This is a genomic window from Streptomyces sp. NRRL F-5123, from assembly GCF_000721495.1.
Classification (GTDB): domain Bacteria; phylum Actinomycetota; class Actinomycetes; order Streptomycetales; family Streptomycetaceae; genus Actinacidiphila.
On record NZ_JOHY01000037.1, the window covers coordinates 32,525 to 45,256 of the forward strand.

The following is a 12,732-nucleotide window of genomic DNA, read 5'->3' on the forward strand; positions in this document are numbered from 1 at the left end:
ACTCAAAGTAAAACTTGCCTCTATGTATTTTTATACCTAGGGTACTTCCCATGGGAGACAAGAGCACCTGGGCCCCCGTCTACGACGGGCCCGTCCTGCTGATGGACACGCGCCAGGTCAAGCTGGTGGGCGCGGCCGCCGTCACCGTGCTGCTGCTGGCGATCCTCGACATCAACATCGTGTCCGCGGTGGCGTGGAAGACGGTCTCCGATCTCGACCCGGTCCACGGCATCGCCGAGCTCCCCTGGCTGACCTCGTGCTACGCCCTCGCCGACTGCATCGTGGTGCCGCTCTACGGCAGGCTCGCCGACGAGTACGGCAGCAAGCCGCTGCTGCTCGCCGCACTGGGGCTCTTCAGCGCCGGCTCGCTCGGCTGCGGCGCCGCCCGGTCGCTCACCCAGCTCATCGCCGCCCGCACCGTCCAGGGGCTCGGCGCGGGCGGGCTCACCGCGATCACCCTCGTCCTGACCGGCACCCTCTTCGACGACCGCGACGAGGACGGCGATCCGGACCGCACGGTCAAGCCCTCCCACGCCGTCGGCGTCGGCGCGGCGGTGATGTTCGGCATCGGTCTGGCGCTCGGGCCGACTCTGGGCGGCCTGATCGCCGACAGCCTGAGCTGGCGCTGGGTCTTCCTGGTCAACCTGCCCGTCGCGGCAGCGGCGTTCGCGGTCTTCGCCCTGGCCCTGCGGCTGCCGGCGCACCCGGTACGCCGCCGGATCGACTTCCTCGGCGCCGCCCTGCTCGCCGGCTTCGGCGCGTGCGCGCTGCTGGCGGCCCAGTGGGGCGGCAGCCGCTACGCCTGGTCGTCGGCTGAGATCGCCGCCCTGACCGGGGGCGCGGTGCTCCTCGCGGGCTGCTTCGTGTGGCGCAGCCTCGTCGCGCCGGAGCCGCTGGTCTCGCTGTCCCTGCTGCGCAACCCCGTCTTCCGGATGATGACGCCTGTCTCGCTCGTCGCGGGGACCGGCGTGGCGGGCGGCCTCTTCTACGTCAACGGCTACCTGCAGGTCGGCCGAGGCCTGAGCACCGGGCGCGCCGGCCTGCTGACCGCGTGCACGGCCGCCGGCGTGCTGGCCTCCGTACCGGTCGCGAAGGTCGTCGTCGACACACTGGGCAAGTTCAAGTACCTGCTGGTCGCCGCGGGCCTCTTCGAGGCCGTGGTGCTCATCGCCTTCGGCGGGATAGGAACGGGCACGAGCTACTGGGTGATCGGCGCGGGTTGCTTCGTGCTCGGCATCGGGATCGGGCAGTCACTCGGGCTGGGCCTGCAGTACATGCAGAGTTCCGTGGATCCGGCGGATCTGGGGGTCGCGACGGGGTCGCTGCGGTTCGCCCAGCAACTGGGCACGTCGTTCGGCTTCGCCCTCTACAGCACGATCGTGGCGCGCTACCTGGACGCCCACCTGACGGGGGCGGCGAGCGTCGACGGGAACCTCGACACGAGCGCGCTGCGCCTGCTGCCCGCCGCCGAACACCGCGCCGCGGCGGGGGTCTTCGTGAACGCCACGAACGTCGTCTTCGCCGTGGCCGGTGTCCTCTGCCTGGCGGCGGGCCTGATGGCGCTGGCCATCCGCGAGAAGGGCCACCGGGCGGCGGGCCGCTGAGACCCCCGGTGCGACGCAGCCCCGGCGCCGTCCCGGCGCCCGTGGAGGGGAGGGCTGCGTCGCACCGGGAACACAACGCGAAGGGGGCGCGGTCACCCGCGCCCCCTTTTCACGCACGCCCCGCGCGGAGCGCACTGCTCAGACGTTGAAGCCCAGTGCGCGCAGCTGTTCGCGGCCGTCGTCGGTGATCTTCTCGGGGCCCCACGGCGGCATCCAGACCCAGTTGATCTTGAGGTCGGCGACGATGCCCTCCGTCGCGGTCTGGGCCTGCTCCTCGATCACGTCGGTCAGCGGGCAGGCCGCGGACGTGAGGGTCATGTCCAGGGTGGCGACGTTGGAGTCGTCGACGTGGATGCCGTAGATGAGGCCCAGGTTGACGACGTCGATGCCCAGCTCGGGGTCGACGACGTCGTACAGCGCCTCGCGGATCTCTTCCTCGGAAGCCGGCTTCAGCGCGACCTCGGTGCCGTCAGTCATGCGGTCTCCTCGGGGGTGGTGCCGGACAGCGCCTGCGCCGTGGCGTCCTTCCAGGCCATCCAGCTCAGCAGCGCGCACTTGACCCGCGCCGGGTACTTCGAGACGCCGGCGAACGCGACCGCGTCCTCCAGCACCTCCTCCATCGCGTCGTCGGGCTCGATCTGGCCGCGGGACTGCATCAGCTCCAGGAAGGTCTCCTGGATCTTCCGCGCCTCCGCCAGTTCCTTGCCGACGAGCAGGTCGTTCAGGACGGACGCGCTGGCCTGGCTGATGGAACAGCCCTGGCCCTCGTACGAGACGTCGCCGACGACCTCGCCGTCCATCCGCACCCGCAGCGTGATCTCGTCGCCGCAGGTCGGGTTGACGTGGTGCACCTCGGCCTGGCCCTCGCGCAGGCCGCGCCCGTGCGGGTGCTTGTAGTGGTCCAGGATCACGTCCTGGTACATCGAGTCCAGCTTCACAGCAGCACCACCATCACCCGAAGAAGTTCCTGACCTGCTCCAGCCCGTCGACCAGGGCGTCGACCTCGGCCGGGGTGGAGTACAGATAGAACGACGCCCGCGTGGTCGCGGGAATTCCGTACCGCAGGCAGACCGGGCGGGCGCAGTGGTGGCCGACGCGGACGGCGATGCCCTGCTCGTCGAGCACCTGGCCCACGTCGTGCGGGTGGATGTCGCCGAGGGTGAAGGAGATCGCCGAGCCCCGGTCCTGCGCGGTGTCGGGGCCGATGATGCGCAGCGACGGCACGTCGCGCAGCCGCTCCAGCGCGTACTCGGTGAGCGCGTGCTCGTGCGCGGCGATCTTGTCCATGCCGATCGCGGTGAGGTAGTCCACGGCCGCGCCGAGCCCGATGGCCTGGGCGATCGGCGGGGTGCCGGCCTCGAACTTGTGCGGCGCGGGCGCGTAGGTGGAGGAGTGCATCGAGACGGTCTCGATCATCTCGCCGCCGCCGAGGAAGGGCGGCAGGTCCTCCAGCAGCTCCTGGCGGCCCCACAGCACGCCGATGCCGGTCGGGCCGACCATCTTGTGCCCGGTGAAGGCCACGAAGTCGGCGCCCAGCGCCTGCACGTCGAGCGCCATGTGCGGGGCGGCCTGCGAGGCGTCGACGAGCACGAGCGCGCCGACGTCCTGGGCGCGGCGCACTATCGCCTCGACCGGGTTGACGGTGCCGAGGATGTTGGACACCAGCACGAAGGAGACGATCTTCGTCTTCTCGGTGATGACCTGCTCGATGTCGGACAGGTCGAGCCGGCCGTCGTCGGTGAGCCCGAACCACTTCAGCGTCGCGCCGGTGCGCTGCGAGAGCAGCTGCCACGGGACGATGTTGGAGTGGTGCTCCATTTCGGTGATGACGATCTCGGTGTCCCGGTCGACCCGGTACGGCTCGTCCGCCCACCCGAGCATGTTCGCGACCAGGTTGAGCGACTCGGAGGCGTTCTTGGTGAAGATCACCTCGTCGCGGCTGGGCGCGTTGACGAACGCGGCGACCTTGTCGCGCGCGCCCTCGTACAGCGCGGTGGCCTCCTCGGCGAGCACGTGCACACCGCGGTGGACGTTGGCGTTGGAACGCTCGTAGTACGCGTTCAGCACGTCGAGGACCTGGCGCGGCTTCTGCGAGGTCGCCGCGTTGTCCAGGTACACGAGCTTCTTGCCGTCGTGGACGACCCGGTCGAGGGCCGGGAAGTCCTTGCGGATCGCCTCGGTGTCGAGGAGGCCGGGCAGGGGCCGCCGGGTCGGCGGGGGGAGTGTCACGCTGCAGCACCACCCTTCACATAGGACTCGTAGCCCTCTTCCTCCAGCTTGTCGGCCAGTTCGGCGCCGCCCGACTCGGCGATGCGGCCGGCGGCGAAGACGTGGACGAAGTCGGGCTTGATGTACCGCAGGATGCGCGTGTAGTGGGTGATCAGCAGCGTGCCGACCTGCCCGGACTCGCGGACCCGGTTGACGCCCTCGGAGACGATGCGCAGCGCGTCCACGTCCAGGCCGGAGTCGGTCTCGTCGAGGATCGCGATGTGCGGCTTGAGCAGTTCCAGCTGGAGGATCTCGTGGCGCTTCTTCTCACCGCCGGAGAAGCCCTCGTTGACGTTGCGCTCGGCGAAGGAGGGGTCCATCTGGAGCCGCTCCATCGTCTCCTTGACCTCCTTGACCCAGGTACGCAGCTTGGGGGCCTCGCCGCGGATGGCGGTCGCGGAGGTGCGCAGGAAGTTGGAGACGGAGACGCCGGGGACCTCGACCGGGTACTGCATGGCCAGGAAGAGGCCGGCCCGGGCGCGCTCGTCGACGCTCATCGCGAGGACGTCCTCGCCGTCGAGGGTGACGGTGCCGCCGGTGACGGTGTACTTCGGGTGGCCCGCGAGCGAGTACGCGAGGGTGGACTTGCCGGAGCCGTTGGGACCCATGATCGCGTGGGTCTCGCCCTGCTTCACGGTCAGGTCGACGCCCTTGAGGATCTCCTTGGTGGAGTTGTCGGCCTCGACGGTGACGTGCAGGTCGTGGATTTCAAGCGTGGCCATGGGTGACTCAGGACTCCTGGGTGACGGAGACGAGCACGTCGTCCCCAACGATCTTGACGGGGTATACGGGCACGGGCCGCGTTGCGGGCAGCCCGGAGGGGCGGCCGGTGCGCAGGTCGAAACGGGACCCGTGCAGCCAGCACTCGATCTGGCAGTCCTCGACCTCGCCCTCGGAGAGCGAGACGTTGGCGTGCGAGCAGATGTCGTAGATGGCGTAGACGTCGCCGCCGGTGGAGACGACGGACACCGGGGTGCCGTCGACCTCGACCCGGCGGGGGGTGTCCTCCTCCAGCTCGGCGAGCTTGCAGACGGCGACGTACGCGTCGGTGGTGGTCATCCGACGGACGCCTCCAGCTCCGCGTCGATCTTCGCCATCAGCCGCTCCTCCAGGTCGGCCAGGCCGATCTGCTGGACCAGCTCGCCGAAGAAGCCGCGCACGACCAGGCGGCGCGCCTCCGGGGTGCGGATGCCGCGGGACTGCAGGTAGAAGAGCTGCTCGTCGTCGAAGCGGCCGGTCGCGGAGGCGTGACCGGCGCCGACGATCTCGCCGGTCTCGATCTCCAGGTTCGGCACCGAGTCGACGCGGGCGCCGTCGGTGAGGACCAGGTTGCGGTTGAGCTCGTAGGTGTCGGTGCCCTCGGCGGCTGCCCGGATGAGCACGTCGCCGATCCACACCGCGTGGGCGTCCCGCCCCTGCAGCGCGCCCTTGTAGGCGACGTCGGAGCGGCAGTGCGGGGTGTCGTGGTCGATGAAGAGCCGGTGCTCCTGGTGCTGGCCCTCGTCGGTGAAGTACAGCCCGTACAGCTCGGCCTCGCCGCCGGGGGCGCCGTAGACGACCCGCGGGTGGAGGCGGACCAGGTCGCCGCCGAAGGTCACGACGACCGACTTGAAGCTGGCGTCGCGGCCGACGAGCGCGGTGTGCTGTGCGGCGTGCACGGCGGTGTCGTCCCAGTCCTGCACGGACACCACGGTGAGCTTGGCGCCGTCGCCGATCAGGTACTCGACGTTGGCGGCGAAAGTGGTGTCACCGGTGTGGTCGATGACGACGACGGCCTCGGCGAAGGCGCCGACCTCGACGACCTGGTGGCCGAAGACCGTGCCGCCCTCCCCGTGGACGGCGATCCTGACCGGCTCGGTCAGGATCGTGTCCTTGGGGATGCTGACGACCGAGGCCTTCTCGAAGGAGCTGAACGCCTGCGCGGCGACCCGGTCGACGGGCTTGCCGGCGCGCCCGACCCGCGGGTCGGTGCGGTCCACGGTCTGCACGGTGACGCCTTCCGGCGCCGTCACCTCGACGCGCAGGGCGCCGGTGGCCTCGGCGGTGCCGTCGTGCAGCCCGCGCAGCCGTTCCAGCGGAGTGAAGCGCCACTCCTCCTCGCGTCCGTGCGGTACCGGGAAGTCGGCCACGTCGTAGGACGGGGCCGCGCTGACCCGGGCGTCGGCGGGCTGTCCCACCGTGATGGCACCGTCCGTGGTGCTGCCCGCAGGGGTGATGTCAGCCATGGCTAGTCGTACAGCTCTCTTTCGGGAGGAACTCGGGAAAGCTCGGGAAGGCTCGGGGACGTCGCGAGCGGGATACGGGAGGCGCGCCGGCAGCTAGCCGACGGCGCCCTCCATCTGCAGCTCGATCAGCCGGTTCAGCTCCAGGGCGTACTCCATGGGCAGCTCCTTGGCGATCGGCTCGACGAAGCCGCGCACGATCATCGCCATGGCCTCGAACTCGGTCAGACCGCGGCTCATGAGGTAGAAGAGCTGGTCGTCGGAGACCTTGGAGACCGTCGCCTCGTGGCCCATCGACACGTCGTCCTCGCGGACGTCGACGTAGGGGTACGTGTCCGAGCGCGAGACGGTGTCGATCAGCAGCGCGTCGCACAGCACGTTGGACTTCGATCCGGCCGAGCCCTCGCCGATCTCGATGAGGCCGCGGTAGGAGGTGCGGCCGCCGCCGCGCGCCACCGACTTGGAGACGATGTTGGACGACGTGTTGGGCGCCATGTGCACCATCTTGGCGCCGGCGTCCTGGTGCTGCCCCTCGCCGGCGAACGCGATGGACAGCGTCTCGCCCTTGGCGTGCTCGCCCATCAGGTAGACGGCCGGGTACTTCATGGTGACCTTGGAGCCGATGTTGCCGTCGACCCACTCCATGGTGGCGCCCTCGTAGGCGACGGCGCGCTTGGTCACCAGGTTGTAGACGTTGTTCGACCAGTTCTGGATCGTCGTGTAGCGGCAGCGGCCGCCCTTCTTGACGATGATCTCGACGACGGCCGAGTGCAGCGAGTCGGACTTGTAGATCGGCGCGGTGCAGCCCTCGACGTAGTGGACGTACGCGTCCTCGTCGACGATGATCAGCGTCCGCTCGAACTGGCCCATGTTCTCGGTGTTGATACGGAAGTAGGCCTGCAGCGGGATGTCGACGTGCACGCCCTTGGGGACGTAGATGAACGACCCGCCGGACCACACCGCGGTGTTCAGCGACGCGAACTTGTTGTCACCGGCCGGGATGACCGTGCCGAAGTACTCCTGGAAGAGCTCCGGGTGCTCGCGCAGCGCGGTGTCGGTGTCCTGGAAGATGACGCCCTGGCTCTCCAGGTCCTCGCGGATCTGGTGGTAGACCACCTCGGACTCGTACTGCGCGGCGACACCGGCCACCAGGCGCTGCTTCTCCGCCTCCGGGATGCCGAGCCGGTCGTAGGTGTTCTTGATGTCCTCCGGCAGGTCCTCCCAGGACTCGGCCTGCTTCTCGGTGGACCGCACGAAGTACTTGATGTTGTCGAAGTCGATCCCCGACAGGTCCGAGCCCCAGGTCGGCATGGGCTTCTTGCCGAACAGCCGCAGGCCCTTGAGCCGCAGCTTCAGCATCCACTCCGGCTCGCCCTTCTTCGCGGAGATGTCCCGGACCACGTCCTCGGACAGGCCGCGGCGCGCGGACGCGCCCGCGATGTCGGAGTCGGCCCAGCCGTACTCGTAGTTGCCGATGCCTTCCAGCTCCGGGTGAGTGGTCTCCGTGGGAGCAGTCATGCGGGGTTCCTCCCGGACGTGCGGGCTGTTGCCTGATCGGTGGGGGTGGTGCTGCGGGGCACCTGCGGGGCCTTGGGCACGAAGGTCGTGCACACGCCGTCGCCGTGGGCGATGGTGGCCAGCCGCTGAACATGGGTCCCGAGCAGCCGGGAGAAGACCTCGGCCTCCGCCTCGCACAGCTCGGGGAACTGCTCGGCCGTATGGGCGACCGGGCAGTGGTGCTGGCACAGCTGCTCCCCGGCGGGGCCGGAGTCGCTGCTGGTCGCGGCCGTGGTCGCCGCGTAGCCGTCCGCGGACAGCGCACGGGCCAGGGCCCGGGTGCGGTCCTCGGGGGCCGCGGCCTCGACGGCGGCGCGGTAGCGCTCGGCCTGCGCGGCGACGCGGGCCCGGGCGAAGGCCGACACGGCGGCCTGCCCCTCGGCTCCGCCGCCGGCGGTCTCGGCGATCCAGCGCAGCGCGTCGGCCGCGAGGGCGTCGTAGGCCTGGTCGAAGGCGTCCCGGCCGCAGTCGGTCAGCGCGAAGACCCTGGCCGGGCGGCCGCGGCCGCGCTGGCCGTAGACCCGCTGCTCGCGGGGCTCCACCACGTTCTCCGCGACGAGCGCGTCGAGGTGGCGGCGGACGGCGGCCTGGGTGAGACCCAGCCGCTCCGCGAGGTCGGCGGCGGTGGAGGGTCCGTGGTCCAGGATGGACCGGGCGACCCGGTTGCGGGTGCGCCGCTCCCCGGTCGTCTGCTCCTCCGCCGCCCCTTGAGCGGCACCACCGACGTATTTCACAAAGACATTGTTGCGTAATTCGTCAGGCCCCGGCAAGCCGCGCCGGCGCCGGGCGCGGTGTGCTGCATCACTTAGGGTCACCTAATGACGCCCCGCGGCCGGATCCGCCGCCCCGCCTCCCTAGACTCGTCCCATGCGAAACGCGTCCGGGGTCCCTGCTGTCGAGGTGGCCGGTCTGGTCAAGCGGTACGGGGCCCAGGCCGCGGTCGACGGTCTCGACCTCACGGTGCCGCGCGGCAGCGTGACCGCCGTACTCGGCCCCAACGGGGCGGGCAAGACCACCACCGTCGAGGTGTGCGAAGGCTACCGCCGCCCGGACTCCGGCAGGGTACGCGTCCTCGGACTGGACCCCGTCACCGAGGGGGCGGCGCTGCGGCCCCGGATCGGCGTGATGCTCCAGTCCGGCGGCGTCTACCCCGGCGCCCGCGCCGAGGAGATGCTGCGGCACACCGCCGCGCTGCACGCCCATCCGGTGGACCCGGCGCTGCTCATCGAGCGGCTCGGCCTGGAATCGTGCGGCCGCACCGCCTACCGGCGGCTGTCCGGCGGGCAGCAGCAGCGGCTCGCGCTGGCCATGGCCGTCGTCGGCCGCCCCGAGCTGGTCTTCCTCGACGAGCCCACCGCGGGCCTGGACCCGCAGGCCCGGCGGGCCACCTGGGAGCTGGTGCGCGAGCTGCGCGCCGACGGCGTGAGCATCGTGCTGACCACCCATTTCATGGACGAGGCCGAGCAGCTCGCCGACCAGGTCGTCATCATCGACGCCGGCCGCGCGATAGCCCGCGGCACCCCGGAAGAGCTGTGCCGCGGCGGCGCCGAGGGCACCCTGCGCTTCACCGGCCGCCCCGGTCTGGACCTCGCCTCGCTGCTCAAGGCGCTGCCCGCCGACAGCGCCGCCGCCGAGCTGGGCCCCGGCAGCTACCGCATCGAGGGCAGGGTCGACCCGCAGCTGCTGGCCACCGTCACCTCGTGGTGCGCCCAGCACGGCGTCCTGCCGGAGGGACTCGCGGTGGAGCGGCGCACCCTGGAGGACGTCTTCTTGGAACTGACCGGCAGGGAGCTGCGCGGATGACCGCCACCACGAGCACCACGGACACCGCGCCGGACGCCCCGCACGCCGGCATGTTCGCGCCGCGCCCCGGCCCCGCCGGCACGGGCGCGATGATCCGCGCGCAAGCCCTGCTGGAGACGAGGATGCTGCTGCGCAACGGCGAGCAGCTGCTCCTCACCGTGGTGATCCCGGCACTGCTGCTGCTCGTCTTCAGCTCCGTCGACATCGTCGACACCGGCGCGGGCAAGTCCGTCGACTTCCTCGCCCCCGGGATCCTCGCGCTCGCCGTGCTCTCCACCGCCTTCACCGGCCAGGCCATCGCCACCGGCTTCGAGCGCCGCTACGGGGTGCTCAAGCGCCTCGGCGCCTCGCCGCTGCCGCGCTGGGCGCTGCTGACCGCCAAGACCTGCTCGGTGCTGGTCACCGAGCTGCTCCAGGTCGTCCTGCTGGTCGCGATCGCCTTCGCGCTCGGCTGGTCCCCGCACGGCAACCCGCTCGCCGTGCTCGTCCTGCTGCTGCTCGGCACCGCCGCTTTCTCGGGGCTCGGGCTGCTGATGGCGGGCACGCTGCGCGCGGAGGCGACGCTCGCCGCCGCCAACCTGGTCTTCCTGCTGCTGCTCATCGGCGGCGGGGTCGTCGTGCCGATGGACAAGTTCTCCGGCCCCGTGCGCTCAGCGCTCCAGCTGCTGCCCGTCTCCGCGCTGTCCGACGGCCTGCGCGACGTCCTGCGGGACGGCGCCGCGATGCCCTGGGCCGACCTCGGCATCCTCGCGGTGTGGGCTGCGGTCGGGCTCGCCGCGGCGAGCCGCTTCTTCCGCTGGGAGTAGCCGCGTGCGGGCCCCGCGCGGGCCCCTCGTGAAAACACGCACAAGGAGGCGCCTACGATGGCTCCGTGCCGAAGCTGCCCGAAATCGCGCGAAACCCGCTCGCCTTCATCGCCGCCAGGTGGACCCCGGACCCCGTGACGGTCCGCCGGGCGGCCCTGGCCGCCCTGGTGATGTCCGTGGTCATCGTGATCACCGGCGGCGCGGTCCGGCTGACGGCCTCCGGCCTGGGCTGCCCGACCTGGCCCACCTGCAACGGCGACAGCCTGCTCGGCACGCGCGAGATGGGCATCCACCACGCCATCGAGATCAGCAACCGCATGCTGACGTACGTGCTGTGCGCCGCGGTCGGCTGGGCGATCATCGCCGTCCGCGCGGCGGAGCCGCGCCGCACCGGCCTCTACCGGCTGGCGTGGGCGCAGTTCTGGGTCGTGGCCGGCAACGCGGTGTGGGGCGGCCTGACCGTCCTGACCAAGCTCAACCCGTACGTCGTCTCGCTGCACTTCCTGCTCACGGTGGCCCTCATCACCGTCGCGGTGCTCACCTGGCAGCGCGTCGCGGAGGGCGACGCCTCACCGCGCCCCCTGGTCGGCAAGCCGGTGCGCCAGCTGGGCCTGGTGCTCGCGGGCGCGTCCGCGGTGCTGATCGTGGTGGGCACGCTGGTGACGGGGGCGGGCCCGCACCCCGGCGACTCCAGCGGCAAGTACAAGCTGCAGCGCATCGAGGTCGACTGGAGGACCATCGCGCAGCTGCACGCCGACTTCGCGTGGGTCGTCGTCGGCCTGACCGTCGCCCTCTGGTTCGTCCTCCGCGCCGTCGACGCCCCTCGCGGCCCCCAGCGCCGCGTCGCCGAACTCTTCGCCGTCCTCATGGCCCAGGGCGTCATCGGCTACGTCCAGTACTTCACCCACCTCCCGGCAGCCCTCGTCGACCTCCACATGTTCGGCGCGAGCCTCATCTGGATCGCCGTCCTCCGCGTCCTCCTCGCGATGCGCGAACGCCCCGAGTTCGAACCCGGGGCTTCTCCCGCCACCGCTGCCGCGGAGCCGCGCGAGAGCGTTCTGGGCTGACGACTGACGCAGAGGGGACGCATCAGGGGCGCGGGGAACCGCGCGAGCAACCACCCACGGCGAGAAGATCGCGACGCCACGCGCAAGGTGCAGCCCGTCGCGTAAGGGGCGCGGGGAACTGCGCGCCCAGCCCCCACGGCGAGAAGATCGCGCGACCAGCGCGAGAGGCACCCCGGAGCGCAAGGGGCGCGGGGAACTGCGCGCCCAGCCCCCACGGCGAGAAGGCCGCGCGACCAGCGCGAGAGGCACCCCAGAGCGCAAGGGGCGCGGGGAACTGCGCGCCCAGCCCCTACCGCGAGAGCCGAAGACGCGGCGGGCGTTCCCGGACCCCACCAGCGCGGCAACGCGCCCCGCGTCGGACGCGGACCACTCCCCCGCCCCGACCCGAGCAGCGGCGAACGCCTCCAGGGCCGCCTGGAACCCCCGCGCCGCCGCGACGTGAAGCTCGGCCAGCCCCACCGCGCCGCCGACATAGAGCACCTTGCCGAAGGGCGCCAGCAGGAGCACGGGCCCGGGATCCCCGCCCACCCCCACGTGGACGTGGGCCAGCTCCCCCGCGAGGCGCGCCGCCGCGCCCTCGTGCGCGGGCCCGGGCAGCAGCACCACGTCAACGCCCTCCCCACGGATGGCCCGCAGGAAGGCGGCAGCCGCACCCGGCCCCGGCCCCTCCTGGCGGTGCCGCAGCACGAGCGGCAGGCCCTCCGCGACCGCCTGCCACGCGAGGTGGCGCAGCAGTACGGGGTCGGCCGGCCGCGAGCCCACCCGGCGGGAGCCGAGCCAGCGCGCGGCGGCGTACCGCAGTTGCGCGGGCTGCGGCGGGCCGTGGGCGGCACCGGCGCCCGGCCCGCCGCCCAGCTCCTCCGCCGCGCACGCGAACCCCACCGCGCCCAGCGCAGCGCCGTGCACGGACTCCGCGAGATTGGCCAGAAAGCCCCCTGCCGTCCCGGAGGTGTCGGCAACCTGCTGGGCCAGCTGCTCCAGCCGCACGATCTCGTACGCGGCCGCGCCGCCCGCCGCCCCCAGTTCCTCGGGCGGCACCAGCTCACCGGGCTCCCCCGTGTCGACCAGGTACGTACCGACGCCGGTGCCGCGCAGCAGCCGCCGTACCGACTCGTACGCGCCCAGCTCGCGGCGCCTGGCCAGGTAGCGTGCCGGGGCGCAGTGCGGTTCCAGGCCCAGCAGCGGCGGGCACCAGCGGCGTACCGCGAAGCCGGCGGGGCTGTCGAAGAGCGTGGTGTGCGGCGCGGCGGCACCCGGCAGCCATGCCTCGAAGGCGCCGAGGCCGAGGTCCGCGGGGTGCACCCCGTGGCCGTACGCGTCCACCAGGTGCCCGGCCACCCGCCGCCCCCCTCGCCGCCCGCCTGCCCGTCAGGACCCCGTCATGGTCCGTTCGGCAAGTGACAGC

13 protein-coding genes are annotated in these 12,732 nt (G+C 71.8%); 5 read left to right on the forward strand and 8 right to left on the reverse strand.

Annotation, left to right across the window (positions count from 1 at the left end; all coding sequences use genetic code 11):
• The first annotated feature begins 50 nt into the window (after nt 1-50).
• Complete coding sequence (locus tag IH54_RS0125470) at nt 51-1,604, forward strand: MFS transporter (protein WP_107060251.1); 1,554 nt, start codon at nt 51-53, stop codon at nt 1,602-1,604.
• A gap of 138 nt (nt 1,605-1,742) precedes the next feature.
• Here the strand turns inward: IH54_RS0125470 and IH54_RS0125475 are convergent, their stop codons facing one another.
• From IH54_RS0125475 to IH54_RS0125510, 8 genes are all read right to left on the reverse strand, one after another.
• Nucleotides 1,743-2,081, reverse strand: a complete 339-nt coding sequence (locus IH54_RS0125475) for a metal-sulfur cluster assembly factor (RefSeq protein ID WP_031520951.1) — start codon at nt 2,079-2,081, stop codon at nt 1,743-1,745.
• Nucleotides 2,078-2,542, reverse strand: a complete 465-nt coding sequence (gene sufU / locus IH54_RS0125480) for a Fe-S cluster assembly sulfur transfer protein SufU (protein ID WP_031520953.1) — start codon at nt 2,540-2,542, stop codon at nt 2,078-2,080. Before sufU ends, IH54_RS0125475 begins: the two co-directional genes overlap by 4 nt.
• A gap of 13 nt (nt 2,543-2,555) precedes the next feature.
• Entirely contained in the window at nt 2,556-3,803 is a 1,248-nt protein-coding gene (locus IH54_RS0125485) for a cysteine desulfurase (protein ID WP_031520955.1), read from the reverse strand.
• 26 nt (nt 3,804-3,829) lie between these two features.
• The gene (sufC, locus tag IH54_RS0125490) at nt 3,830-4,594 is read right to left on the reverse strand and encodes a Fe-S cluster assembly ATPase SufC (protein ID WP_031520958.1); all 765 of its coding nucleotides are present in this window, start codon (nt 4,592-4,594) and stop codon (nt 3,830-3,832) included.
• A gap of 7 nt (nt 4,595-4,601) precedes the next feature.
• On the reverse strand, nt 4,602-4,931 hold the full coding sequence (locus tag IH54_RS0125495) for a non-heme iron oxygenase ferredoxin subunit (RefSeq protein WP_031520960.1): 330 nt from the start codon (nt 4,929-4,931) through the stop codon (nt 4,602-4,604).
• Nucleotides 4,928-6,097, reverse strand: coding sequence for a Fe-S cluster assembly protein SufD (sufD, locus tag IH54_RS0125500; protein ID WP_031520962.1), 1,170 nt, complete (start codon nt 6,095-6,097; stop codon nt 4,928-4,930). The genes IH54_RS0125495 and sufD overlap by 4 nt, the downstream gene beginning before the upstream one ends.
• Before the next feature lie 93 nt (nt 6,098-6,190).
• On the reverse strand, nt 6,191-7,612 hold the full coding sequence (sufB, locus tag IH54_RS0125505; protein WP_031520964.1) for a Fe-S cluster assembly protein SufB: 1,422 nt from the start codon (nt 7,610-7,612) through the stop codon (nt 6,191-6,193).
• Entirely contained in the window at nt 7,609-8,385 is a 777-nt protein-coding gene (locus tag IH54_RS0125510; protein ID WP_031520966.1) for a helix-turn-helix transcriptional regulator, read from the reverse strand. Before IH54_RS0125510 ends, sufB begins: the two co-directional genes overlap by 4 nt.
• A 133-nt stretch (nt 8,386-8,518) precedes the next feature.
• On the opposite strand from IH54_RS0125510, the gene IH54_RS0125515 reads away from it, so the two are divergent.
• The 4 genes from IH54_RS0125515 to IH54_RS47960 all read left to right on the forward strand — a co-directional run bounded on the left by IH54_RS0125515 (nt 8,519) and on the right by IH54_RS47960 (nt 12,728).
• On the forward strand, nt 8,519-9,454 hold the full coding sequence (locus IH54_RS0125515; protein WP_031520969.1) for an ABC transporter ATP-binding protein: 936 nt from the start codon (nt 8,519-8,521) through the stop codon (nt 9,452-9,454).
• The gene (locus IH54_RS0125520) at nt 9,451-10,260 is read left to right on the forward strand and encodes an ABC transporter permease (protein ID WP_031520971.1); all 810 of its coding nucleotides are present in this window, start codon (nt 9,451-9,453) and stop codon (nt 10,258-10,260) included. Before IH54_RS0125515 ends, IH54_RS0125520 begins: the two co-directional genes overlap by 4 nt.
• Before the next feature lie 65 nt (nt 10,261-10,325).
• Nucleotides 10,326-11,327 carry a COX15/CtaA family protein gene (locus IH54_RS0125525; protein WP_031520973.1) on the forward strand — a complete coding sequence of 334 codons (1,002 nt, stop codon included), beginning with the start codon at nt 10,326-10,328 and terminating at the stop codon, nt 11,325-11,327.
• 438 nt (nt 11,328-11,765) lie between these two features.
• Entirely contained in the window at nt 11,766-12,728 is a 963-nt protein-coding gene (locus IH54_RS47960; protein ID WP_031520975.1) for a hypothetical protein, read from the forward strand.
• Nucleotides 12,729-12,732: the final 4 nt, after the last annotated feature.